The sequence below is a fragment of the Olsenella sp. AGMB03486 genome, assembly GCF_040884255.1.
Lineage (GTDB): Bacteria > Actinomycetota > Coriobacteriia > Coriobacteriales > Atopobiaceae > Olsenella_L > Olsenella_L kribbiana.
Map to the genome: position 1 here is coordinate 1 of NZ_JBEVTM010000025.1, position 25,265 is coordinate 25,265.

Annotated in this window: 20 protein-coding genes and 1 tRNA gene; 7 read left to right on the forward strand and 14 right to left on the reverse strand. The window is 59.8% G+C overall.

Annotated features, from left to right (window positions below):
• Positions 1-275 precede the first annotated feature (275 nt).
• A complete protein-coding gene (locus tag ABVS03_RS10175; protein ID WP_368019013.1) occupies positions 276-3,419 on the reverse strand; it encodes a glycoside hydrolase family 3 N-terminal domain-containing protein in 3,144 nt (1,047 codons plus the stop codon).
• Positions 3,420-3,575: 156 nt separating this feature from the next.
• On the opposite strand from ABVS03_RS10175, the gene ABVS03_RS10180 reads away from it, so the two are divergent.
• A complete protein-coding gene (locus ABVS03_RS10180) occupies positions 3,576-4,313 on the forward strand; it encodes a LytR/AlgR family response regulator transcription factor (protein WP_368019014.1) in 738 nt (245 codons plus the stop codon).
• Entirely contained in the window at positions 4,310-5,629 is a 1,320-nt protein-coding gene (locus ABVS03_RS10185; protein ID WP_368019015.1) for a hypothetical protein, read from the forward strand. Before ABVS03_RS10180 ends, ABVS03_RS10185 begins: the two co-directional genes overlap by 4 nt.
• A 272-nt stretch (positions 5,630-5,901) precedes the next feature.
• Here ABVS03_RS10185 and ABVS03_RS10190 read toward each other — a convergent pair whose 3' ends face one another.
• The 5 genes from ABVS03_RS10190 to ABVS03_RS10210 all read right to left on the reverse strand — a co-directional run bounded on the left by ABVS03_RS10190 (position 5,902) and on the right by ABVS03_RS10210 (position 12,557).
• Entirely contained in the window at positions 5,902-7,140 is a 1,239-nt protein-coding gene (locus ABVS03_RS10190) for an LCP family protein (protein ID WP_368019016.1), read from the reverse strand.
• A 262-nt stretch (positions 7,141-7,402) separates the two neighbouring features.
• On the reverse strand, positions 7,403-8,074 hold the full coding sequence (locus ABVS03_RS10195) for a DUF3800 domain-containing protein (protein WP_368019017.1): 672 nt from the start codon (positions 8,072-8,074) through the stop codon (positions 7,403-7,405).
• 407 nt (positions 8,075-8,481) lie between these two features.
• Positions 8,482-9,123, reverse strand: a complete 642-nt coding sequence (locus tag ABVS03_RS10200; protein ID WP_368019018.1) for an indolepyruvate oxidoreductase subunit beta — start codon at positions 9,121-9,123, stop codon at positions 8,482-8,484.
• Between the two features lie 4 nt (positions 9,124-9,127).
• Positions 9,128-10,900, reverse strand: a complete 1,773-nt coding sequence (locus ABVS03_RS10205; protein WP_368019019.1) for a thiamine pyrophosphate-dependent enzyme — start codon at positions 10,898-10,900, stop codon at positions 9,128-9,130.
• A 22-nt stretch (positions 10,901-10,922) separates the two neighbouring features.
• Positions 10,923-12,557 (reverse strand): class I adenylate-forming enzyme family protein, encoded by a 1,635-nt coding sequence (locus ABVS03_RS10210; RefSeq protein ID WP_368019020.1) that lies wholly within the window; start codon positions 12,555-12,557, stop codon positions 10,923-10,925.
• A gap of 337 nt (positions 12,558-12,894) precedes the next feature.
• On the opposite strand from ABVS03_RS10210, the gene metA reads away from it, so the two are divergent.
• Positions 12,895-13,863 carry a homoserine O-succinyltransferase gene (gene metA, locus ABVS03_RS10215; RefSeq protein ID WP_368019021.1) on the forward strand — a complete coding sequence of 323 codons (969 nt, stop codon included), beginning with the start codon at positions 12,895-12,897 and terminating at the stop codon, positions 13,861-13,863.
• Between the two features lie 26 nt (positions 13,864-13,889).
• On the forward strand, positions 13,890-15,176 hold the full coding sequence (locus tag ABVS03_RS10220; RefSeq protein WP_368019022.1) for a class I SAM-dependent rRNA methyltransferase: 1,287 nt from the start codon (positions 13,890-13,892) through the stop codon (positions 15,174-15,176).
• Here ABVS03_RS10220 and tadA read toward each other — a convergent pair.
• A complete protein-coding gene (gene tadA / locus ABVS03_RS10225; RefSeq protein ID WP_368019023.1) occupies positions 15,115-15,681 on the reverse strand; it encodes a tRNA adenosine(34) deaminase TadA in 567 nt (188 codons plus the stop codon). The two genes, ABVS03_RS10220 and tadA, sit on opposite strands and share 62 nt — an antisense overlap.
• A 204-nt stretch (positions 15,682-15,885) precedes the next feature.
• On the opposite strand from tadA, the gene pfkB reads away from it, so the two are divergent.
• Positions 15,886-16,815, forward strand: coding sequence for a 1-phosphofructokinase (gene pfkB, locus ABVS03_RS10230; protein WP_368019024.1), 930 nt, complete (start codon positions 15,886-15,888; stop codon positions 16,813-16,815).
• Between the two features lie 287 nt (positions 16,816-17,102).
• Here the strand turns inward: pfkB and ABVS03_RS10235 are convergent, their stop codons facing one another.
• Together ABVS03_RS10235 and tnpA are read right to left on the reverse strand one after the other, a co-directional pair.
• Positions 17,103-18,284, reverse strand: a complete 1,182-nt coding sequence (locus ABVS03_RS10235; protein WP_368019025.1) for an RNA-guided endonuclease TnpB family protein — start codon at positions 18,282-18,284, stop codon at positions 17,103-17,105.
• Positions 18,285-18,286: 2 nt separating this feature from the next.
• Positions 18,287-18,679 (reverse strand): IS200/IS605 family transposase, encoded by a 393-nt coding sequence (gene tnpA / locus ABVS03_RS10240; RefSeq protein ID WP_368019032.1) that lies wholly within the window; start codon positions 18,677-18,679, stop codon positions 18,287-18,289.
• A gap of 328 nt (positions 18,680-19,007) precedes the next feature.
• Between tnpA and ABVS03_RS10245 the strand changes: the two genes are divergently transcribed.
• Positions 19,008-19,098 (forward strand) — tRNA-Ser (locus ABVS03_RS10245).
• 73 nt (positions 19,099-19,171) lie between these two features.
• The gene (locus tag ABVS03_RS10250) at positions 19,172-19,723 is read left to right on the forward strand and encodes a LemA family protein (RefSeq protein WP_368019026.1); all 552 of its coding nucleotides are present in this window, start codon (positions 19,172-19,174) and stop codon (positions 19,721-19,723) included.
• A gap of 84 nt (positions 19,724-19,807) precedes the next feature.
• Here ABVS03_RS10250 and ABVS03_RS10255 read toward each other — a convergent pair whose 3' ends face one another.
• The 5 genes from ABVS03_RS10255 to ABVS03_RS10275 all read right to left on the reverse strand — a co-directional run bounded on the left by ABVS03_RS10255 (position 19,808) and on the right by ABVS03_RS10275 (position 25,183).
• On the reverse strand, positions 19,808-20,320 hold the full coding sequence (locus tag ABVS03_RS10255) for a DUF4256 domain-containing protein (RefSeq protein ID WP_368019027.1): 513 nt from the start codon (positions 20,318-20,320) through the stop codon (positions 19,808-19,810).
• Positions 20,321-20,840: 520 nt separating this feature from the next.
• Positions 20,841-22,838, reverse strand: a complete 1,998-nt coding sequence (locus ABVS03_RS10260) for a DUF4012 domain-containing protein (protein WP_368019028.1) — start codon at positions 22,836-22,838, stop codon at positions 20,841-20,843.
• Positions 22,839-22,900: 62 nt separating this feature from the next.
• Positions 22,901-23,554 carry a CpsB/CapC family capsule biosynthesis tyrosine phosphatase gene (locus tag ABVS03_RS10265; protein WP_368019029.1) on the reverse strand — a complete coding sequence of 218 codons (654 nt, stop codon included), beginning with the start codon at positions 23,552-23,554 and terminating at the stop codon, positions 22,901-22,903.
• 6 nt (positions 23,555-23,560) lie between these two features.
• Positions 23,561-24,520 (reverse strand): CpsD/CapB family tyrosine-protein kinase, encoded by a 960-nt coding sequence (locus ABVS03_RS10270; RefSeq protein WP_368019030.1) that lies wholly within the window; start codon positions 24,518-24,520, stop codon positions 23,561-23,563.
• Between the two features lie 3 nt (positions 24,521-24,523).
• Positions 24,524-25,183, reverse strand: a complete 660-nt coding sequence (locus ABVS03_RS10275) for a YveK family protein (protein WP_368019031.1) — start codon at positions 25,181-25,183, stop codon at positions 24,524-24,526.
• Positions 25,184-25,265: the final 82 nt, after the last annotated feature.

Genomic DNA, 25,265 nt, shown 5'->3' on the forward strand with positions numbered 1-25,265 from the left:
ATAAATAGCGGAGAGCCCAATAATGGCACCTCTTGGGTATTAGACGGCAGCGGAAGGCTGGTCAAAATCGATGAGGAACCCATCAAATTCTTCGGTCTATCCACTCCATATGCCCCCACTTATCCGCGGCAGCTGTCCTAAATGCCCCTTGCTCGAAGCAATGTTGCTTTCGCGATTTGCGGAAACAGGCACTAATTGCAAGACAGCCCGAACAGAAGACTCTCTGGCCGGGCTGCATATAAAAGGGGCAGTGGTGGTGGACTCCTCAGATAGAGCTACTGCTTCTTTACTCGCTCTCCATCATCATGCATCCACATCTTCTCAAGCCTCTTCTGGAGCTTTGCCTCAGCACGCCTGCCACGACGGTAAGCAGATGGATTGGCAAGCTCGGCCTTTGCCCTTCTCCTTATGAGTACAATGCCGCCCACAAGGAAGACGATGGCTACTGCATCGAGGCCTGCAACGAGCCAGACCCAGGGAGAGATGCCTATCTTCTGCACCGCACCTGGCGCCATTCCTTCCATGGCATTGGAGTTGGCTACCGCATAGGCAATGTTATGTATTGCGTTCCTCATGCTTGCTCTTGCTGTTGCAGAGTCATAGTCGCTGATGCTCCACATGATGGGCGCGTCCATGCAGAGATAGGTATCGCATCCCGTACGCACGCAGAGATCGCGCAGGCTGTCTCCGGTCCACACCCAGTAGTCAGAGATTACCATGCCTTCGAATCCCCACTCGCCACGCAGGACATCCTGAAGAAGCGCAGCATTCGTGTGTCCGAGCTGCGTTCCCACGCATGTCTGTGTTGCCATGACTGCCGTTCCTGCCCTCATGACACGGGACTTCATCTCGCCGTTGTCGCCTGAGTACTTGACGGTCATGCGGCTCTCTTCGAGCGCGATCTCGAAGGGCTTGAGATAGAGCTCGCGCATCGTCTGCTCGTCTGCCCACGTGCAGACGAGCTTCGAGCGGCCGGACTCCGTATCGTTCATGGCATAGTGCTTGAGATAGCAGTACATGCCCTGGTCTCCGGCACCGCTGATGACAGATGCTGCCATCTTGCCGGAAAGAAGCGGATCTTCGGAGTAATACTCGAAGACGCGGCCAGAGAAGGGAGAGCGGTGGAGGTTCACGGCAGGTGCATACCAGCCGTTGATGCCGTGGGCCAGAGACTCGCGTCCGAAGGCAGAGCCCACCTCGTAGAGGAGGTCCCTGTTCCACGTGGAGCTCATGAGCGGCGCGAAGCCGAAGCTCGAGCTCTTGGTCATATCGTATCCTGCATCATTGCCCTGGACCTTGAGGCCGTTGGCACCATCCTCGTCCACGGTCTTCGGAAGGCCGATGGAAGAGATCGGAGCCGTGATATAGGCATCGCCGGAGAAGTTTCTGATGATGTCCTTCTTGTCTGCGTTCCAGTCAATCTGATCCAGCAGCTCGTCCCATTTCGGGTCGTCGTAGTCGAGACCACGCATATCGCTCACGGTAAGGCCGTTCTTGGCACCGGAGGTCGGCTGCTCTGCGGCATAGACCTTGGAGCCTTCCACATCGCCGTACTCGGGGTCAGTCAGAGGATCGAATGTCGTGAAGAGGTCCTGCCTCTCCGTGAACTCAGAGGAAATCTCCTTGCCGTCCGTGCTCTCGGGCTGCGTGCCTGCCCAGTCGCTGCGGGTGAGGATATGGGAGTCTGTATTCATATAGTCGGAACTCTGCTGGAACTTGTTCGTGGCTGCCGTGTAGGTAGCGGAATTGTCGATGATGGGGTTGCCATTGTCGTCGAGCTTGGACTGTGCAGCCTTCTCTGCCTCGCGCACATGTGCCGCATCCGATCCGTCATACCACGTCGTATCTGCGACATCGATGGGCTGCGATGCCACCACGTCGTGGCTGTTCGAGCGCAGGCTCACGTCGTAGGTGCCTGCCTCGAGGACATAGCAGCCTGTCGTGCCATCCGGACTCTCATGCGTATAGCAGTAGGAGGCAAGGTCTTCCTCGGAGAACGTGAGCGTGAGCTCCTGGCTCTCGCCGGGGTCCAGAAGCTTCGATTTCGCGAAGGCACGGAGCTCAGCTGCCGGCTTCTCGATCTTTGCCTCCTGGTCGAGTTCTGTGTAGGGAGAGCTTGAATAGAGCTCAGCCACGTCCTTGCCGGCCACAGAGCCGGTATTCGTGATGCGGACCTTCGCTGTCACGGTGCCAGCATCGAGAGAGACCGATTCGAGCTCCTCATTGAAGCTTGTATACGACAGGCCATAGCCGAACGGGAACACGACTGCCTGGCTGTAGTCAAAGGTTGGATCCACCTCTGCCGCCGTCTCGTAGTAGCGGTAGCCCATGTAGACGCCTTCCTGGTACTCGTTGTACGTGCGCTGGATCTCTCCGCCGTCTGTCATGCTGCCAGACTGCGCCGTGAGGTTCGAGTAGGTGTGGACGCCGATATTGGCATAGCTCGGGTCCTTCGTGAAGTCGGAAGACCACGTATCGACCGTGCGACCCGAGGGATTCACATCGCCGTCGAGGATATCGGAGAGCTCAGAGAAGCCGCGCTCGCCGGGGTGTCCATACCAGATGAGGCCATCCACCGCGAGGTCGCCGGACATGAGGTCGCCGACCTCAAGCGGCGCCGAGCTCACGAGCACGACCACGACGTGTCCGCACTTGGCCTTCGCTGCGGCAATCGTGCCACGCTCGTTCTGGGAGAGCGCCAGATAGTGCGGCGTGCCATCAGAGTAGGCATCGTACTTCTGGTCCTGGCCCTCCTGGCCGGAGCGGGTGATGAAGACGATACCCGTGGCATCCTTGTTCTCTTCTATCCCGTCATAGATCGAAGGATCGTACTCATAGATGCGGCAGTCGCCGCCGAGAGCAGACCCCGCCTTGCCGGCAGCCAGCGTCCCTGGCGCCTCTTCGAGCGCTTCGGGCTCTCCTGCCGCCTTCATTGCATCGACAGCAGAATTGTCGATCGTGAAGGCAGAAAGGCCCTCTTCCGGCGTCACCGGATCCTTCACCCACTTGGCAGAGCCGCCCGATGCATTCTGTCCATAGACAGGATTGAGATAGGCATCGCCGAACGGCATGACCACAGAACCCTTGGCAAGCGGCAGCGATCCATCGTTCTTGAGAAGGACCGTGCCTTCATCCTGGACCTGTGCCGCTACCTTGTAGGCATCATCCTTAGCCTCTTCTGCATCGATGCCATCTGCATCGTAGTAGTCGGCATCCCAGTCCTTGGTGTCATCTGCCTTCTGGATGCTTGTTGTGCCCGATCCGAGATAGGTATCGAGCGTCGAGGACATGATCTGGCTTGCCGCCGTCGCGATGATGGCAAAGATGCAGACAAGCGCTATCGGGATAATCAGGAGTGTCCGGAACTTCCGGTTGCTCATCCTGAGACGTCCCCGCTTTCCCTCTTCCCTCTTCTTCATTGCTCTCCTCTCCCCGTCTGCCAGCATGCACACACGGGGCTGCCAGGCCCCTTTTCATGCCAGCTTTGCTATGCTGAACGATATCTGAGAGAGGGAATGGACCAGCTAATCTGGCAGAACCTGTCTCTCCTTTGGGAAAATCGGGAGCCATCTGGCATGCTGGGATTGCAGGAGGAGACAGCCGTGTACCGCATCCTCATCGTAGAAGATGACAGCAGGGCTGCCGCACGCCTGGAAACGCTCCTCGAACGCTATGGGGAAGAGCACAAGGACCCATTCAGGATCAGCCGGCTGGAAAGCGCTTTCGATATTTCCGAGGAGGCAGCTGCGGCAGACCTCATCTTCCTCGATATCGAGCTTCCCCAGATCGGTGGCATGGATGCCGCCAAGGCACTCAGGGCAGAAGGCCTCGATGTGCCGATCATCTTCGTGACGAATCTGGCACAGTATGCGGTGGAAGGCTATGCCGTGTCTGCCCTCGATTTCATCGTGAAGCCCGTGGACTATGCAGCCTTGACGCTCCGGATGGATCGCGCCGTGAAAGCAATGGAAGCGCGGAGCGAGCACACCATCTGCATCCAGGCCAAGCAGGGGCTCCATGCCGTGCAGGCACGGGACCTCATCCTCGTGGAGACCCGAGGGCACGATATTGCCTACTGTCTCGCGGACGGATCGGAGCTCCTGGCAAGGAAGGCTCTGCGCGAGGCAGCATCCGAGCTCCCCTCGCCGCCCTTCCTTCAGATCTCTTCTGGCTGCATCATCAACATGGCCCATGCCACAGGCATGGAAGGCTCGAAGATCGAGCTTTCAGATGGCAGAGCTGTCTATATGAGCCGCGGACACAAGAAGAGCTGCCTGCAAGCCCTTGCCCACTATCTCGGAGGCTGCCTGTGAGCGTCTCCTTCCTGGACATCCTGGCTGCCGCGCTTGCTGTGGCGGACCATCTGGTGGAGTTCGGCCTTCCGATCTGGCTCATCTGCTGTCATCAGCCGAAGAAGCACGGCTTCGCCTGGCGTCTTGCAGCTGCCATCTGCCTTCTTGCCCTTGGATGTACCGGTCTCATAGGCGTCTGGATCTGGACCTCCTCTGCCCCTGCCGGCAGCATGGAGCCCTATGTCCTGAACCTCATTGCCTATGCGCTCCTCATCCCTGCCTTTGCAGCAGCGGTCCTCTTCTGCTTCGACACCTCTGCCTGGAATGCGCTTTTTGCCGTGACGGCAGGCTATACGATCCAGAACCTCTCTTCGGGAGCAGAAGAGACCTGCCGCATTGCAGCAGAGTCTCTTGGCATGCATGTAGCCCCCATCTGGGGCGAGGCAGCCTTCACCCTCATTGCCGAAGCCCTCATCCTTGCCCTTGCCTACGTCCTCTTCATCAGGCAGGTCCAGGACGAGCCGCCGCTCCACAGATCCTCTTCCGGCATGCTGGGCATGACGGCAGCGGTCATCCTCCTGGTCATTGCAAACGATGTGGTGATCCGCGGCATGGGGCATATGGGAGTGGTCCCTGTCCCCTTCCTGCTCTCGCTCCGCGTGACGCATCTGGCCATCTGCATCTTTGTCCTCTATACGGACTACCAGGCACTCTACAAGCTGCGTCTCGAAGCAGGGCTCGAGACCGCACGCAGGCTCTCCGAGGAGCGCTCCCGCCAGTATGCCCAGAGCACGGCCACAGTTGCGGCCATAAATGCCCGCATGCACGATATCCGGCACAAGGTCATGGCGACACTGCAGGATGAAGGCGTGGGCATGAGCGCCTCGGCTGCGCAGGAAGTGATCCACGACATAAACGTCTACGACGCACAGGTCCATACCGGAAGCTGCGCGCTTGACTGCGTCCTCACAGAGAAGAGCCTCGTCTGCCAGCAGGAAGGGATAGATCTCACCTGCATGGCAGATGGGTCCATGTTCAGCCATATCCCCGATGAGGATGTCTATGGCATCTTCTCCCTCATGATCGATGCAGGAAGAGATGCTGCACATACGCTTCCCGTCACAGACACGAAGGTCCTGAGCCTCACTGCAAAGCGCCATGGCTCCCTTGCCGCCATCCATCTCATGGGCAGCTGCACAGCTGAGGCAGATGCAGCGCTCCAGGAAGCTGCAGAGCAGCTCTCGTCCCTGGTCAAGCGGCATGGCGGGACAGCGACCGCTGCGACAGAGGGCGAAAGCTTCTCGATCGATATCCTGCTTCCCCTGAAGCAGCGCTGAGCGCGGCAAGAAGGCAGCGCTATCCGCGCCTTTGCCTTCCTGGAAAGGCTCCGCATGAAGCAGCCAGAACAGGAGAGGTACGCCTCCTGGCATGGCAGCCACAGGTCACAGGCCTTATGCAGTGCCAGCACGCATCTGGTAGTCAGGCCAGGTCATGCCACGCCCTCTAGAGCAGGAGCAAATTCAAGGATATGCCGCAGCGTGCCTGCGGTGCCACGCAGCAGGCCGGAGAGCCAGGACGCTGCCTGGCACTGGCCTTCCCCAGCTATTCGCTACTGCGCCACATCGTCAGTCGTAAGCCCTGCACCTGCCGCAAGCGCTGCGTAGTCCCTGGGAGATGCAGCATTGGTCGCAGCGCCGAGGGAGGCATCGTTTGCCTGCGCTTCAGGTATCGTAGCGGAGGTGTCGTTAGGATCCATGCCGGCATCCACACGCTGCATCATGGCACGCCACTCGTCGTACATGGTGCCCACATACGAGACACCATCCTGGCTGAACGAGTAGCTGGGCGTGATGGCGGAATAGACCTTGAGGTTGATGCCGGAGCCCTTGATGTCAGTGGCCCAGCCTACGAGATCCGTGACGGAGAGGTCGGTAGAGACAGACTCTGCGAGGCTTTCCACGACAGACGGAAGCTGGGCGGCATTGCTCTCAAGCACCTTGTGGGCAATGGCCTCGACCACCTGGCGCTGTGCCTGTGCACGGCCGAAATCCCCACCAGTCTCGTTGTAGCGGTCGCGCACGTAGCTGAACGCCTGGGCTCCGCTCATTTTCTGCTTGCCCTTGGCAAAGTGGTAGCCATCACGCGACGTGAACTCTTCGGGAACATCGACCGTGATGCCGCCGAGGCTGTCGATCACGCCGCTCAGATCGTCGAAGTTCATGGCCATATAGTGCGTGATGGGCACGCCTGCAAAGGCAGAGACTGCCTCCACCGTGGCAGCAGGACCGTTGTTGTACTCTGCATTGATCTTCTCGACCGTGCCATCCTGGGAGCTCACCATAGTGTCGCGCGGGATGGAGATGAGGTCGACGGTGGTGTGCTCGAGATCGACGCGGGCAAGCATCGTGACGTCCGAACGAGATCCTGCGACGCCGTCGCGGCTGTCAGAGCCGATGATCACCATGTAGAACGGAGCCTGCTTCTGATCCGACGTGGTCTTGGGAGCCTCGAGCGCCTGCGAAAGCGCCTTGCCCTCGTCTCCTCCTACCGCCATCGAAGAATTGATATGGCCTACCCATACTGCCAGGGCAACGCCGGCAACAGCGACGACAGCGGCCAGGACAAGGAGGATGCGTGCCGCTATAGGCAGCCGCCTCTTGGGATGCGTGCGGTGCGTGAGCTGCTCTACATCTGCCTGGCCGAAGTGCTTCGCGGAAGCAGAATCCGCCGGAAGCGGGGATACCGCAGGCGAAGGAACAGATGCCGGAGCAGGCTCTGCCCCGGACGGCTGGGCATCCTGACGCATATGATGCGGCGTTCTGTCCTGTTCATTGCTGAAATCGCTCATTGCCAAGCTCCTGATCCTGTTTCTGCATGTCCGGCAGCCGCGGCACAAGGCGCGCAGGTCTGCCATTGGCCACGGAGAGTCGCGAAATGCTGAATCTCCGCTTAATGTCACAGACATCCAGTCTATTGCTTATGCGGCTCCGTTGTTCACGCCGCATCGCGATACCTCTATCTTCTGCACAAGGCAATGATCCAAGTGCCTCCAGAACGCATATCCCAGAAGCCCAAATCCAGCAACCTTTTCACTGGTCACAGGAATCCTGCTACAGCCGCTTATGTCGGACCTGTTTGAGCCAGTTCTTCTTGAATGAGCGTGCTCCTCCGAAGAACTTGTCATCAGTCATGGTCGCTGTGTGGCGCTCGTACTTCTCAGCTGTCAGCTCAATCGCGCACAGGTAATCGGCAACCTGCGAGAGCCGGAAATGATGGTAGTCGGACTCGCGACGCACGGTAGCGCTTTTAGAAAGCGCGTAGTCAAAAGCAGACTTGAGCGCCTGGGACACGGCATGCTGGCCTTGGTCATAGTAAATCTTCACGTGCTCGAAAGACTGGAAGTAATCCAAGTGGTCAACTAGCAGATCCACCAAATCCCGTCGTATGAGTGATTGGAGCTTATCCTCATTGACGAACTCGCTGCTGCGATAGACGAAGGACCGGTAGCGGATGGGTAGCTTTCTTACCAAAAGCGAGAAGGCGACAAGAAAACCCTTGCGATCCTCTATCGAGTAGTTGGCATACCCTTCATGGGCACGCAGGAGAGGAGTCGCATGGAAGGGAATATCTGGAAGACCCTTGTCTCGAAGCGACTGCTCGTAGCCCGCTATGACGGAGTAAATGTCATCAGATTGGTCATGCAGGACGTAGGTCACGACGTAGTAGTCGGTCATCCCTTCCTGTGTGCCCGATTCATCAACGAATACGCTCAAATCTCCCACAGAAGAGATCCCTCCCAGGGAAAGCTCCATATAAAAAAATTGCCGGGGGACTCCCCCCGGCGCTTGATAGCAGCATATCTGCCGCCATCTATATACTACCCTAAACTTCAGATCCTTAGAAGGGTCTATTTTTGATTTTTACTTCAACATTTCTGCTGGTATTTTACCCTGTTTGTTTTCTGATAGATTACTGTTCAAATTTATACGTAGCATCTGGCAACCTTTCGCCTTAACGGATGCTACGATGCAACATCGAATTGCAGCGTGTAGCTTCGGCCCACACCCGGAAGAGCCCGATGCGTCGGGCTCTTCTTATATACAGACATCTTCAATCATGCATGGCATGACAAGGCCCAGTCCGGACATGCCGGACTGGGCCTCTTGATGCTTCTATGGGCTATTTCGCGCTATCCCTCTACGGCAGCACGGCCGCGACGGAAGGCTTCGATGTTCGCCCCGATCGTCTTGGGCGGCACGCGGCGCCTGATGGCAGACTCCCATGCTTCCTCGTCGAAGGGAAGCGTCGTGGAGAGGGCACCGACAAGGACGACATTCGTCGACTTGGGGCTTCCTGCAGCTCGTGCGATGGCACCGGCATTGATCTTCTTGGCCCCCAGGGCATCAAGCCTTGCTTCCACATCGTCCGGCATCTTGAAGGTGCCGATGGCAACAGAGACCGGCACGATCGTCTCGTCGTTCACGATCATGGTGCCGCCCTCCTTGAGGTACTGCTGGGCACGGAGGGCCTCTATCGCCTCGAAGGCGACGATTGCATCAGCGCAGCCCGGATCTGCGACCATCGAGTCCACATGGCTTCCCATGCGGATGACCGTGGAGACGGAGCCGCCTCTCTGGCTCATACCGTGGATCTCAGAGACCTTCACGTCGAGGCCAGCCTCTGCTGCTGTCATGGCCAGGATATTTCCTGCCAGGATCGTGCCCTGGCCGCCGACACCGACAAGAAGGACGGTACGGGTGCCTTCGAGCTCTATCTGATGCCCGGTAAGCTCGACCGAGGAGCTCTTGGTGGATGCTGTTGCGTGCGGCATGGCTCTACTCTCCCCTCTTGATGCAGCCGAACGGGCAGGACTGGATGCACTGGCTGCAGCCGATGCACTGGTTCGTGTCGATGACGGCAGAGCCATCCTCGGCCTTGCCAAGCGCCGGGCAGCCTATCTGGATGCAGGTCCCGCACTTGCGGCAGTCGACGATCTCAGGTGCCTTGTGGGTCGTCCTGTCGATGAGGCGGCAGGGAGAGCGGAACACGAGCACGGAAAGCTTGTCCTCATGCTTCACCGCGGTCCGGAGCGCCTTCCTGATGCTTGCCGCATCCTGGGCATCGATCGTCTCGACCTCGTCTGCTCCCATGGCACGGCACAGTGCCTCGATATCCAGGTACTTGCCTTTGGGAACAGAGAGCGGAGAGACGCCTTCTGCCTGCTCCTTGAGCGTGACGCCGTTGCACGGATTTCCCTGTGCTCCCGTCATAGCCGTCGTCCTGTTGTCGAGGATGCACAAAGTGCCCTTGCCGCCGTTATAGATCGTGCCAAGCAAGCTCGTTATGCCTGAGTGCGCAAACGTCGAGTCGCCGATGACGCCGACGACGGGGCGCTTCGACCTCTCGCCAGCATGCGCCAGCTCCATGCCGTGCGCCATCGAGAGCGAAGCTCCCATATCGATGACGGAATCGACGGCCTTGTAGGGAGCGACGGCACCGAGCGTATAGCAGCCGATGTCTCCTGTGACGATGGCATGCATCTTGTGGAGCTCCACATAGACGAGGCGATGCGGGCAGCCTGTGCAGAACGCAGGAGGACGTCCCGGAAGCCCCTGGGCAGGGGCGGGATGGGGCGGCTCGCCGACACCGAAGGCAGCCTTGATATGTGCTGGCAGGACCTCGCCGCCACGCGGCAAGGGGCCCATGGGAGGAACGGATACCTCTATGCCCAGCGCCTTCACATGGTCTGCGAAGTAGGTGCAGGTCTCCTCGACGACGTAGAGCTTCTTCACGGATGAAGCGAACTCATGGAGCTTCTTCGGCGGCAGCGGCCAGGTGACACCGAGCTTCAGCGTGGATGCTTCCGGCAGCGCTTCCCGCACATGGTTGTAGAGCGCACCGGCGCAGACGACGCCGATCTCTGGGCTCCTCATCTCGACACGGTTGAGCGGAGTGGTCTCGGCCCATGCCGTGAGCGCATCCTCGCGCTCGTCTGTCGCGACGCGGCGCTTCACTGCGAAGGCCGGCATCATGACATACTTCTCCGGGTGGGACTCATAGGCACGGGGAGCAACTTCTGTGCGCTCGCCTTCGACCTCGACCATCGTCCTGGTATGGGCGATCCTCATCGTCTCGTGGAGCATCACAGGCGTATCGAACCTCTCGGAGAGATCGAATGCCTCCTTTGCGAAGGAATACATCTCCTCGGAGTCGGAAGGATCGAGGCACGGAATGCGCGCGAAGGCTGCATAGTTCCTCGAATCCTGCTCGTTCTGCGAGCTGTAGCAGGAAGGATCGTCTGCCACGAAGAGAACGAGGCCGCCGTTCACGCCTGTATTGGCAACAGACATGAAGGGGTCTGCGGCGACGTTCAATCCTACGTGCTTCATGGCAGCGGCAGAGCGCACGCCTCCCATGGAGGCACCGATTGCGACTTCGAGCGCTACCTTCTCGTTCGGCGCCCACTCGCAGGTGGGGCCATCCTTCTTGACCAGGTTCTCGAGCATCTCGGTCGAAGGCGTGCCGGGGTAGCCAGAGCCTACCGCGACGCCTGCCTCCCAGAGGCCCTGGGCGGCCGCCTCGTTGCCCGAAAGAAGCTGCTTTGCCATATATCCCTCTCCTGTCTTCCCTCTAGGACTGGTTCTCGTGGTCTACAAGCCCCTGTGCGCCATAGCGCTTGCGCAGGAGCGGCTTTTCGATCTTGCCGGTTGCATTGCGCGGAACGGCGGCGAAGATGATCTTGCGGGGCCGCTTGTAGCGCGGAAGCCCAAGGCAGAACTCGTTGATATCGTCTTCCGTTGCATGAGAGCCCGGCTTCAGCTCCACGACAGCGCAGGCAATCTCTCCCAGCCGCTCATCAGGAAGGCCGATCACGGCCACATCCTGGATATCCGGATCTGCTGCCATGAAATCCTCGATCTGCACGGGATAGAGGTTCTCGCCGCCGGTGATGATGACATCCTTCTTGCGGTCCACAAGCCAGAAGAACCCGTCCTCGTCCTGGCGTGCCATGTCGCCGGTGTGGAGCCAGCCATCGCGGAGCGCCTCTGCCGTAGCGGCAGGGTCCTTGTAGTAGCACTCCATGAGGCCGGGGCCCTTGACGCAGAGCTCGCCGACCATGCCCTGGGATACTTCGTTTCCTGCCTCGTCGACGATCTTTGCCTGCCAGCGATATCCCGGCACGCCAATTGCACCCACATGGTCGATGTTCTCGAGTCCCAGATGCACGCAGCCCGGTCCTGTCGACTCGGAAAGGCCGTAGTTCGTGTCGTACTGGTGGTTCGGGAAGACCTCTTTCCAGCGCCTGATGAGGCTCTTCGGCACGGGCTGGGCGCCGATATGCATAAGCCTCCACTGGTCGAGGTGATAGTCGGAGAGCGTGACCGTCCCTTGCTCGATGGCCGTGAGGATGTCCTGTGCCCAGGGAACGAGGAGCCACACGATCGTGCAGCGCTCCGAGGAGACCGTGGAGAGAATCGACTTCGGCGAGACGCCACGAAGGAGCACGCCCTTGCCGCCCACAAGGAGGCTTCCGAGCCAGTGCATCATGGCACCGGTATGGTAGAGGGGCGGGATGCAGAGGAACACGTCCTCATGCACGGTCTTGTGATGGACTGCCTCCATCTCTGCTGCCTGCGTGAGCGAGCGATGATGATGGAGGATGGCCTTGGGAAAGCCGGTCGTTCCGGATGAGTAGTAGATGGCAGCATCCTCATCCTCCGAAAGCGGGATCATCGGGTCTGTGGAGGCACACAGCGCTGCAAGCTCGCGGTAGCTCTCTGCCCAGGTCGGGCAGTCATCTCCCACATAGAAGAGGAGGCGTCCCTTCTTGATCTTGGGAACGATCTGCTCAACCCTGCCTATGAACTCGGGACCAAAGACAAGGATCGTTGCATCCGACTTGTCGAGGCAGTACTCGATCTCATCTGCTGCATAGCGGAAGTTGAGCGGCACGACCGTGGCGCCGGTCTTGAGGATGCCGAAGTAGAGCGGCAGCCATTCGATGCAGTTGTAGAGCAGAAGGGCAACCTTGTCGTCCTTGCGGACACCACGGGAGAGCAGGAGATTCGCGAAGCGGTTCGACTTCTCGTCGAACACCTTCCACGTCATCTCTCGCCGATACGGATTGTCCTCTGTCGTCTCTACAAGCTCGTACTCGCGCCATGTGACATGGCGGTTGTCCTGAATCTCCGGATTCACCTCGACGAGTGCGGTCTCGTTGGGGTATGCCGCGGCATTGTGCCGCAGCATGTCTACAATGGTCACAGGCTGCCCCTCCCCCTCCATTGGACGTTTCAGCCTTGTATAGGAGCCAAGCTCCAAACCTCACCAGCGTAGCGTATACGGGAAGCCATTAACCGCTTGATGCGGCCAGCGGCAACGGAGCTGTAGCAATGGCATGGGTTTGCCGCTCCTCAACGCAATCTTCTCCTTCAATCCGTGTTACGCTAGTCGCATATACGCAGATGTACTCCAGAAGGGATACGCGCAATGGGAAGCTTTCCGAAGACGCACTCCTATCGAATGCAGGGGCTCTGAGCCTCTTGGGCGCCTTGGCGCCTGCGCATATCCATCCCTTTGAAAGTGACTCTGGAGACCTTTCATGCCTATCAATATCCCTGACGGCCTGCCCGCAAAGAAGATCCTGCACGACGAGCACATCTTCGCCCTCGAAGAGGAAGTGGCAGCCAGACAGCAGATCCGCCCCTTGCGTGTCGTGCTCCTGAACCTCATGCCGACAAAGATCGAGACCGAGACGCAGATCCTGCGCCTCATCTCGAAGTCGCCCCTTCAGGTGAGCCTTGACTTCATGCGCGTCTCGAGCCATGAGGCGACGCATTCGCGCGACCATCTCGTGAAGTTCTATGAGACGTTCGATACCTTGAAGGCCAACAACTACGATGGCCTGATCGTGACGGGTGCCCCTGTGGAGCAGATGCCCTTCGAGGATGTGGACTACTGGAAAGAACTCACCGAGATCTTCGACTGGGCGGATGAGCATGTGCTCTCGACCATGCATCTCTGCTGGGGAGCTATGGCCAAGCTCTACTACAAGTACGGCATCCACAAGATTGACCTGCCGGAAAAGCTTTTCGGGGTCTTTCCGCAGAGGCTCTGCGACGAGTACAACTTCCTGACGAACGGCTTCGACGAGCTCCACTACATGCCGCATTCGAGGCATGCGATGCTCGATGAGGCAGAGCTCAGGCTCCATCCTGAGCTCCAGGTGCTGTCTGAGGGCATCACGAGCGGACCTGCCATCATTGCCACGAAGGACTTCCACGAGATCTATCTGACAGGGCACTTTGAGTATGGCAGGGATACCCTGGCAAACGAGTACTGGCGCGATGCGAATGCAGGAAAGCCGATCAAGCTCCCCGTGAACTACTTCCCGGGAGACGATCCCAACTACCAGCCGCGCTTCACGTGGAGGGCACATGCCAACCTCCTCTACAGGAACTGGCTCAACTGGGTCTACCAGATGACGCCCTACCGCCTCGAGGACATCCCGGATACCATCACGAAGGTCCACGCCCATGCCACGGGCACCGTGGACAAGTTCGAGTGCTGATCTCAAGATACAAGGAGCACCACCCCATGAAACAGGCACGACCCTATCCGAAGGCCACAATCACGAAGAAGGCGGCCCGTACTCTTGCACAGGGCTATCTCTGGGTCTTCGAGGGAGAGGTCGAATCCATCGCACCTGCTGCTGGCGGACGTCCCGTCGAAAACGGCGCTATCGTGGACCTCTTCGAGGAGAACGGCACCTGGCAAGGAGCGGGGCTTCTCTCAGAGGAGTCCAAGATCCGCGTGCGCGTGCTCTCGAAGAACGCGAACGACCGCTTCGATGAGGGATTCTGGAGGAGGCGCATCCTCTGGGCCTGGGAGCACAGGAAGGCTGTCATGGGGGCCAGGTCCCTTCCCGGAGCTGAGCCTGACACGAACTGCTGCCGCATCCTCTTCAGCGAAGCGGATGGCGTGCCCGGCCTCATTGTCGACCGCTACGAGGATGTGCTTGTGGCGCAGGTCGGGACGTATGGCATGGAGCTGAGGAAAGAGATGCTCTTCCCTCTGATCCTCGATGTCCTGCGTTCCGATGGCCAAAAGATCCGTGGCATCTATGAGCGGGCAGACTCGCCCGCGCGAAGGCTCGAGGGACTCGATCTTCACAAGGGCTGGTGGAAAGAGCCAGGCGTCCCCACACCGGACAACGCCCGTGTCATGGCACAGGAAAACGGCCTTCTCTTCGATCTGGACATAGAGAACAGCCAGAAGACCGGCTTCTTCCTCGACCAGAAGTACAACAGAAGAGCGGTTAGAGAGCTTGCAAAAGGACGCCGTGTCCTTGACTGCTTCAGCCATGTAGGGCCGTTCGGCCTCAATGCTGCCGCAGGAGGGGCCGAGTTCGTCCGCTGCGTCGATATCTCCGATACCGCCATCGCGCTTGCCCAGGAGAATGCAAGGCTCAACCACCTGGACGACAGGATGGACTTCACGTGCGCCAATGTCGTGGAATACCTGCCTGAGCTTGTGAAGAGCAAGGCCCGTCTCAAGGAAGAGGGAGGTCCTTTCGACCTCATCATCTTGGATCCTCCCGCCTTCACGAAGAGCCGCTCTGCCGTGGCACATGCCAAGAAGGGCTACCGCGAGATCAACGAGTGGGCCATGCGCCTTCTTCCCCGCGGAGGATATCTCGCGACCTGCTCATGCTCGAGGTTCATGACAACAAGGCTGCTCGAGGAAGCGATTGCCGAGGCGGCACACAACGCAAATGTGCAGCTCAAGCAGATCGAGCTCAGGCAGCAGGCTCCGGACCATCCTATTCTCTGGGGGATGCCTGACACCCACTATCTGGACTTCCTGACGTTCCAGATTGTCTAGAGCTGCGCTTCTCTGCCTTCCTGGCAGCACGCCTGGCCTGGAAGAACTCCCTGAGGACAGAAGCGCACTCGTCTTCAAGCACGCCGGACGTGACCGCAAACTCATGGTTCAGGCGCCTATCGTGGCTCACATCGAAGAGCGTCCCCAGGGCTCCGCCCTTGGGGTCAGGTGCCCCATAGACGCAGCGGTCGATGCGGGCGTTCACCATGAGGCCCGCGCACATGAGGCAGGGCTCGAGCGTCACATAGACCGTGCAGCCTGAAAGCCGCCAGCGCCCGAGCTTCTGCGCCGCCTCCGTCATTGCCCGGAACTCCGCATGGGCCGATGGGTCGTGATCGAGCTCGCGCCTGTTGTGGGCAGAAGAGATAACCGCGCCGTCCAAGACGACGACAGCGCCGATGGGCACCTCTCCTTCTGCGGCCGCACGGCGGGCCTCTTCGAGTGCAAGGCACATGAAGCGCTCGTCTGCTTCCATCTGCCTGTTCTCCTTCGCGCCTTCCTCCATGCATCCCTCCCATGCAGAGCCCGTATGGCCTCCATCCGCATCCCAAGCATAGCAGGCTCCCCTCGGCAACAGAGCTTGGGTCCTCCACCGAATCAGGGAGCCACAAGCACGGGCCCCCGATGCCCTGCGTGCTAGGCTCTTCTGAAAGGGAAGCCACAAACTCCTGCCTGCACATGCTCAGGCAGGGCGGAAAAGGATATGTCCATGATCAGAACCGTCTGCCTCAATCCCGCACTGGACAAGACCGCCCTCATTGCGGGCTTCCAGATCGACCACGTGAACCGCATCGTGAGCCTGCGCCGCGATGCAGGCGGCAAGGGAATCAATGTCTCGAAGGTCGTGGCCAAGCTCGGCGGCAAGACCTGCGCCTATGCGCTTCTGGGCGGCACGGTCGGCACGCAGATAGAGTCCGATATCGTGGACATGGGCATAAGCTGCGTCTCTGTCGCAATCGAGGGCGATACGAGGACGAACCTCAAGATCATCGACACCCAGACCGGCACCCATACCGACATCAACGAGCCCGGTCCTGTCGTGGACTCCCAGGAGCTCCTCGACCTTCTGCAGCGTCTGACCTCAGATATCGAAGAGGGAGATGTCGTCGTGCTCTCGGGCAGCCTGCCGAGAGGCGTGCCCTCAGACACCTATGCCACCTGGATCCGTGCAAGCAAGCAGGCAGGAGCAGCGGTCTTCCTCGATACGGATGGCAGGGCGCTTACCGCAGGCATCGATGCAGCCCCGACGCTCGTGAAGCCGAATCTCCAGGAGCTGTCCGACCTCGTAGGCCAGGAGCTCACGACGACAGAAGACATCGTCGCCGCCGCGCATGAGCTCCTCTCCGGAGGCATCAAGACCGTCGTGGTCTCCCTGGGACAGCAGGGCGCCCTGTTCTGCACGAAGGAGCACACGATCTCTGCCAGGGCCCCGCATGTGCCCGTCGGCTCCACGGTAGGCGCTGGCGACGCTGCGCTTGCCGCCATCGCCTTTGCCTGGGAGCGCGGGTATAGGCTCTCCGATACCGCAACGCTTGCCATCGCCACCGGCTCTGCCAATGTCATGCAGTCCGGCACCCAGGCAGCAGAGCGCTCTGTCGTGGAGTCGCTCCTCTCCAAGGTGGATCTGCATACGCTGTAGAGCTGCCATCTCTCGCAAGAGCACTGCAGAGACCCCGCCATGCATAAGAAGTGCAGGGCGGGGCCTTTCTTTGCCGCCCATCGAGGAACCGCTTCGAGCCTCAAATCAAGGCGTGGCTGTTTATACGAATCAGCTATTGAAGCAGTGCCATTGCCTTATGCAGCGAACGTTGCTGCAATAGACTTCGCAGCAAACTGGATATCTATTTGACACTCCCCACGGCTGAAGCCGGGGGATTCTCGCTTCGACGCAGATAGCCTTCCTCCGCCTTGCGGCGGAAGCTGGTCTTACGCCTGCTCCACGAGCGTTCGGGGCGCTTTCGCGCCCCCGGTTCCCGCAAGCCCTGCGGTACCGTCTGCTTCATTTAGAAGCCGCGCTCCTTCCCGCGCGATGTTGACCGCCGCGTTGAGGTCGCGGTCGTGGCGGCACCCGCATGCGGGGCAGGTCCATGCCTCCACGCCCAGCACGACCGCCTGATTGACCTGTCCGCAGGCAGAGCAGGTCTTGCTCGACGGGTAGAACCTGCCGACCTTCACGAACCTTCGCCCGTACCAGGAGCACTTGTACTCCAGCTGGCGGACCATCTCGGACATGGAGGCATCCGCGACGGACTTGGCCAGGCGGCGGCTCTGCTCCATCCCTCTGACGTCCAGGTCCTCGACGGCGATGGCTTGGCTCTCGCGCACCGCCTCGGTCGTGGCCTTGTGCAGGGCGTCCTTTCTCTGGCTGGCTATCTTCTCATGTATGCGGGCGACCCTTGCGCGCTGCCTGGCGCGTCTTCTGGAGCCCTTCTTCTTCCTTGAGAGCCTCCTCTGCGCCCGCGCCAGCTTCCTCTCCGATCTGGCAAGGCTCCTGGGATTTGCGATCGCATTCCCGTCCGAGCGGGCCATGAGGCAGCGGATGCCCACGTCCACGCCCAGGACCTCGATGCGCCCTTCGGGAATATCGGGCTTCGGACAGTCCGTGCACGTGAGCACGCAGAAGTACTTGCCGCTCGGCACGCGCTTCACGGTCGCGTTGAGGACGCGCCCCTCGACGGGGCGGCTCACTCGTGCCCTCACCAGGCCGAGCTTCGGAAGCCTCACGTGCCGGGCATCCGGCACCGAGATTCCCCAGTTGGTGCGGTAGGACTGCCTCGTGTCCCGCTTCGACTTGAAGCGCGGATATCCGGGCTTCCCGCCCGCCCTGCAGCGGCGGAAGAACCCATCGAAGGCCCTCCCCAGGTTCACGGCCGCCTGCTGGAGCGCGTGGGAGTCCACCTCGGCAAGCCAGGGTGCATCCGTCCTTTTCCAGACCGTGACGAGCTTCTGGAGCTGGTAGACCGACGGCGATCTCCCGGTCCTCTCGTATTCGGCCTTCCTGGTCTCGAGGCACCTGTTGTAGACCCACCTGGCGCAGCCGAAGGTGCGCTCGACAAGCTCGCGCTGGGCGGCGTTGGGGTAGATGCGGATCTCGTAGGCCCTTTCCATGGCTACACGCTCTTCTGGTTCTCGATGCATTGCCTGACGACTGCCAAGGGCGCCCCTCCCACGGTGGAGACGAAATGGCTGCTGGCCCGAAGCACAGGGATGCGGGTCCTGGGCCAGGGGAGCTCAGCCCTCAGGCCGTGGCTGGTCCTGCCCTTGATGCGCTTGACGGCCCTGTGGATCCCCAGCTGGGGGCCTGCCTCCAAGAGCATGTGGACGTGGCCGGGCATGGCCTCCATCTCGATGATGTCGAAGCCCATCTCGTCCGCCACCTCCAGCGCTATCTCCTTGAGGCGCTCGTCCACGCCGTCCACCAGCACCGGCCTGCGGTACTTCGGGCAGAAGACCACGTGGTACTTGCAGCTGTAGACGACGTTGTTGTTGCTCTTGCATTTTATGCGAGCATTATACCGCTTGCAGATAGCTATCACCTGACGGCGATGAGCGGCTTGACCCCATGCCTGAAGGAAGGGGCTTGCGCCGCGCTTTTGGTCAGCGCTCACGGTCGATGACCCCGGCAAACGCGCCCAGGCGACAAGATCGCTCGTGAAGAGCGGCGATTTCAACCAGAAGATAGTGATTGTGGATGGCAATCAGCGTCCCTGGGTAGATGAGCGCGGCATTGAATACATAGGAGTCGTCCCCTTCATGCTTGAGCCCGATCTGCTGTAAGGAGTTGCCTGTACTGAAGACACGCCGTTTGGGGTATGATGATGGAGCACCCACGGAGGGGTGGCAGAGCGGTTGAATGCAGCGGTCTTGAAAACCGCCAGGCGGCTGAGCCGTCTCGAGGGTTCAAATCCCTCCCCCTCCGCCATTTTTTGTACAGCGGCCTGCTGTACGGCACAGATGCTGCATCACGCGGCGTCCCCAATCAGAAAGGACGTTCCATGGCAGTTGCACTCATCATCATCGCTCTTGTCATTATCCTTGCTATCTGGTTCATCACGCTGCGTAACGGCATCATCGAGAAGAACAACCGTTGCGACAATGCACTGCAGACAATCGACACCCAGCTCCAGCGCCGCTTCGACCTCATCCCGAATCTCGTGGAGACCGTCAAGGGCTATGCAAAGCACGAGTCCGGAACGCTCGAGGCCGTGACGGCCGCACGTGCCGCTGCGACGAGCGCACAGACGACGGGCGAGCGCCTTGCTGCAGACAACCAGCTCACGGCAGCGCTGCGCCAGCTCTTCGCTGTCTCCGAAGCCTATCCCGACCTCAAGGCCAATGCGAACTTCCAGCAGCTCCAGTCCGAGCTGGCCGACACCGAGAACCGCGTCTCCTATGCCCGCCAGAGCTACAACGACTGCGTGCTTTCCTACAACAACGCAATCGAGACCTTCCCGGGAAACATCGTCGCTGGCTCCTCGTTCAAGAAGCGCGAAGGCTTCAAGGTGGAAGATCCGGCCGCACGCCAGGCACCGTCCGTCAAGTTCTAGAGCCCAGACATATCCCAGCACGCACAAAGGGCGCTCGCACAGGCGGGCGCCCTTCTTCTTTGGCACGGCAATCCTGAAAGCCTGCTATCCCAGCCTGAGGCAGGCCCTGAAGCCACGGGACGCATAGTAGGAGTCCGCTCCGTTGCAGTAGATGAACGTGCGGCCATATCTCCGGGAGCCGAAGAGCGCACCTCCCTGTTTCCGCATGCCTTCAGGCGTGAGGATCCAGCTGGTCGTCTTCTCATCGAGCGGCTCTGCCTCTTCAAGAGCGAGATACATCTCTTCGGATACAAGCTCGAGGCCATGCGCCTCTGCAATCTCCCGGGCGCTCGTCTCAGGCGGATTGCGCTTCCTCGCTGCCCGTGCTTTCCCGTCATAGCAGCAGGATCTTCTCTTCGGTGACTCGGGGCTGAAGTCAGCCATATAGAGCCTGCCTTCGAAGACGAAGGCATCGGGCTCTCCTCCGGTCTCCTCCATGTAGACAAGGGATGCTTTCTTCTGGGCATCCAGCGCAGACACCACCTCGCCCCAGGAGAGGGAGGGATGGCGGGAAGGGTGGGCACAGAAGCGTTCCTTCATGATCTCGAGCTCGTCCATGGGAGTCCTTTCTGACAGATGCCTTCCTGGGCCTTGCTCTGGTAGCCAATATCCCCCGAACGGCACCCTCCATATCATATGCAGCGTCCGCCCAGCCGTCCTGTGCTGCAGCTACCCTGTGTCAAAGCCTGCAGCGGAGCGCAGGCAGCATCATCAATCGGTTCATGCCATCAGGCTGCCCGGCCTCTGCTGCTTCTGGCAGGCAGCACTGGACAGCTTCTTCCAGGGCATGAAGCCCAGGACAGCCTCGCTTCGTCCTGAAGCCTCTGGCAGTGCAGCAGGGTGCCTGGATGCCAGATTCAAGCCCTGAGAGAAACGTTCTTGCCGTGCTGCCCAGGCAGCCCTGAGCATGCAGCAGCGCCTCCGGAACGTCACCTCCTGACGGAGAAGCTCCCTGCCTTCGAAGACAGCCTCCAAAGGATGCAGCAGCGCTGTCTGCCCAAAAGACAGGGAGCCCTAAAGAAAGGCTCCGGACAGCCTGCGTCCGGAGCCTTCTTGGGTTTTCGAGCGGCAGCTTCCCTTACGCGAAGCTGCGCCCTGTCGGCGTTGTCCAGACCGCAAGGTCTGTCTGCGTGCCTGCCGGAACCGTCACGGTATAGGTGAAGGTTGCGGTATTGGAGGGATAGATGTTGACAAAGCCTGCCCACACATCGTTCCCATAAAGCGTCGCTTCGCCTTCGGCGTTCACCTCATCGGCACTCACCTGGAAGTTCGAGATCGTGCCGCCCGCAGGTGCCATCGCAAGGTAGGAGGTGATCATCGAGTAGTGGTGCACCTCGGGCGTCACGCCGACGATGTAGGAAGGCAGCTCGTCTTCCATCTGCTCGAGCGTCGTGGTGTTGTGAAGCGTCACGGTCACGTTGTAGGACTTCGTGCCATCCGCATTCTGCACAGACGCGCTCACGCTGCTCCTCATATCGAGGTACCAGTCAAGCTTGGAGCCGGTCTTGTCGTAGATATAGAAGCCGGTGACTGGATGTGCTGCATCCTGGTTGACCTCTCCGTCAGCGCCCAGGTCAGTGACGGTAGCCTCTTCTGCAGGATCATCCATATAGAGGAGGAAACGTCCCTGTTCGGTGCTTGCTGTCAGGGTGGAGGCAAGGTCTGTCATGGAGACAGAGCCAAGGCTGCCCATGATCTTCTTCACGGCAAGACCAGCCACTTCGCTGAAGAAGGGGTCCTGCTCGGCTGTCGGCAGATAGTAGGTCTCGTTCAGAAGGATCTGGGCCGCATTCGTTCCATCGACGACGGTGCCGTCAGAGGTCGTAACACCGCCAGTGAGCGCCAGGAGGCTCTGCAGGAAGACCGGGTCGATCGCTATGACACCATCCACATCGTCGTTGCCCTCCTCTTCCCAGCACCACTCCATGAGCTGCGCTGCACGCGGGAATGAAGGCACGGCGTTCACATCGCCCGGAGCGAAGGTGGCACCGGTCTGCATGAGGTCGTTCACGACGGCGTATTCCTCGTCAGTCAGAGGGATAGTGCCCGCCGGGAAGTGAGCACCCACCGCTTCAAAGCTTTCGAGTTCGATCTGCCCGTTGTCGATGGTCATGAGCATCCTGGAGCCCGGGAAGCCGCCAGTGGAGCGAATCTCGGAGTTGTTCTGCGCGATCACAAGATAGCTCCGCGTGCCATTGGCACCCAGCATCGCAGGAAGCGAGGGGGCGACCTTTGCAAGCCCTGTCGCTGCCTCGTTCAGGGAATCCAGGGTCGTCTTTGCCTTCGCGAGCGGCTCTTTCAGCTGCTCGAGCTGGGGCGTGCCGAGTGCATCGACACGCGCAGCCGAAGCGGCGATGGCAGGCTGAATCTGCGTGATCGTATTGCAGAGCGTCTGGAGCGTCGCGATATCGATCTTTCCATTGCTGAAGACCGTTCCCATCGAGACACCCGCGAGATTCTGCGCTGCCGGCGTCACGACGTTGGCAGAGAGGTCGGATGCCACCGAGACCAGCGTGCGCACCTTCGCGATGTCAGACCCCACCTGGGGCAGGTTCTCAGCAACGCTCCAGAGCGGGCTCGAAGTCTCTTCCGTCATCGCAGAGGAAAGGGCAGAGATCTTCTCCGCGCTGGATGAAAGGGCGGCCGTGTCGCCTCCCGCCAGGCTCTTGGAGAACGTGGAGGTCTCTGCCACGAGCGAGCCCGCATCGGCTGCCACTGTCTTGGCGCTCTGGTAGAAGAGGTAGCCGGAGACCCCGGCCGCTGCCAGAAGGGCAACGACGACGCGGATGATGGTGATCAGGACGGCATGCGACCGGTGGTGGTGGTGATGGTGGTGCGAGGCGCTTCTGCTTCCCGCGTCAGAGCTCTGGGCCGTGAAGGGATCCCAGTCCGCAGAGGCTCCATAGACAGGCTGCACCGGCACAGGACCCTCGGTGGCACCGAAATAGTCTTTCGGCTCTTCCGGCTTGAAATGGACGCCCGACGTCGTGCGCACAGCTTTGGGCCTGACCACTCTCGTTGCCCGCGTGTCATTGTCACCGCGGAATCTGTTTCCGTTCGGTGTGCTGTTTCCCATGGATTGCTGTCCCTTCGTTTGTGCACCATCTCTGGCGCTGCAATGCCTGAAGCATCAGCGTATCAGGCGAAATGAGACCCCTTGAGCCCAAAGAGCTCCCTGGCTTTGGCCAGCATCTCATAGTGCTCCACCTTGTGGGCATCGCTTGCGATATAGCGGTAGAGCCCCATCTTGAAGAGCTTCTTGGCCGTGCGCTTGGAGTTGCCGAGCCTGCCGCCCTTGATGAAATCGGCCGATGCCTGAAGGTCGCACCCCAGATCCACCAGGCGCTCGGCGAGGCTCACATCCTTGCGGATTGCGTCATAGCGCTCAGGGTGGGCAATGATCACGCGGTATCCCATACCCTGGAGCCGGTAGATCGTACGCTCGTACTCATCGAAGCTCGCTTCGGTGCAGGCAGTGTTGAGCTCAAGCAGGAACTGTCCCGTCTGCTCAAACCCAAGATACGGTGCCCAGGTGCTGATGCCCAGCTCCAGAAGCTTCGTATGGTTCACCTCGAAGCCCATGTATACGGGGAAGCCATCTGCAGCGGCCTTGAAGCTCTCATAGGCAGCCATCATCTTCTCGTAGTTGAAGTAGGGGCTGCGGCAATGCGGCGTGCAGATGATGGACGTGACGCCTGCCTTCTTGGCAGCATCGAGCATGCGGAGGCTGTACTCCATATTGGGAGATCCGTCATCGACGCCGGGAAGTATATGGCAGTGCAGGTCTCTCATCAGATGCTACTTCCTGAGCCTGCGGACCGTATAGGGAGATGAAGGCTTGGGAGCATATCCTGTCTGCTGCAGAAGCTCTGTCGTCTCGTCCGGAGAGGCGCTGCGCTGGGGCCGCACCGGCTGCGCGTTCTGTTCAGGCAGCGGATGGAGACGCGGGACAGCCTTCTTGGCAGCAGGACCCTTTGGCGGATAGGAAGGCATCGCTGCAGCAGCGGCTGCCGGAGCCGTCGCCTTGGGCGCAGTCTCCGGACGTGCAGCGATGGAAGGCTGGTCGTCCTGGGCAGCGCTGTAGTCGGCGTCCTTCTTCTCGTGGTAGTAGTCGTAGTACTTGCTGGAGACCTCGGCATCGGCGTAGTTGAGCACGACACCGATGACATTCGCGCCAGCCTGCTGAAGCTGCTTATAGGATTCGCGCACATCGTCTCTGTGCGTATAGTCCTGACGCACGACCAGAATGGTGCCATCGACGATGGAGGAGACGATGGAGGCATCGATGAAGGTGTTGACAGGCGGCGTGTCGAAGATCACATACGTATACATGCTTGTCAGCGTCTCGACCAGCTCATGGAAGCGCTTGGACTGCAGAAGATCTGCAGGATTGGGAATGCTCGGCTCCGCATCGAGGAAGTAGAGATTGGCCGTGCCCGCAGAGACCACTGCCTCCTGGACCGTGTGATGTCCCGAAAGGACGGAATAGAGGCCGTGCCTGCCATGGACGCCCAGAGCGCTGGCAAGGGAACGGCGGCGCATGTCGCATTCGACCATAAGCACCGTTGCTCCGCCCGCAGCAAAAGCCTTGCCGAGACCTGTGGAGACGGTCGTCTTGCCCTCAGAGGGGATGGCTGAGGCAATGCAGAGGCTGTGTACCGGGTTGTCTACCGACGAGAAGCGGATATTTGCTGCAAGGGTCTTGAGCGCATTCTGCATGACAACCTTGTCAGACTTGGATTTCCTCTGTCCCAGCATGGCTTATCTCCCTCCCTGGACATTGGGGATGCGGCCGATGATGGGCACATCGATGAGCTCTTCGAGGTCTTCAGAGCCACGCACCTTCGTATTGAGCATATCGGACACGACAACTATCGCTATTGCAGCAAAAAGGCCGGCAACGAATGCAACGAGCGTATAGAGCAGGCGGTTGGGGCCGCTTGGCTTCTCGGGAGCCTGTGCCATATCGACTGGGTTCACCGACTCGACATTCATGACAGACTGGGCGACGCCCGAGACATCCTCGATCATCTTGTTCACTATATCGGCCGCGGTCTGCGGATCGGGACCGGTGACGGAGAGGGTGATGACACGGGACGTGGTCTCGCTCGTGACGCTCACCGAGTAGCCCTTGAGCTCTTTGATGCCCACCTCGGAGCCGACCTGGTTGACGACACGGTCGCTCTTGAGAAGCTTTACCACATCGTTCGTGAGCATCTGGGATGCATTGAGGTCGGAATACAGCGAGTTCGAATTCGAGCTGTCCTTCTGTGCCAGAACGTACATGCTCGAAGTGGCGGTGTACTGGTTCCGCACGAAGAAGACTGAATACAGCCCTACGACAAGGGCACATGCTACAGGCAGCAGCACGACGATCCGCAGATGCTTTTTCAGCAGACGGAAAAGCTCAAGAAGTGTCATGTGATTGGCTCTCTTACATACTCAGTTGCCTTATGTGTTCAACTAGACGCGGCACATTCTATCGCAACCTCTATTGATAAGC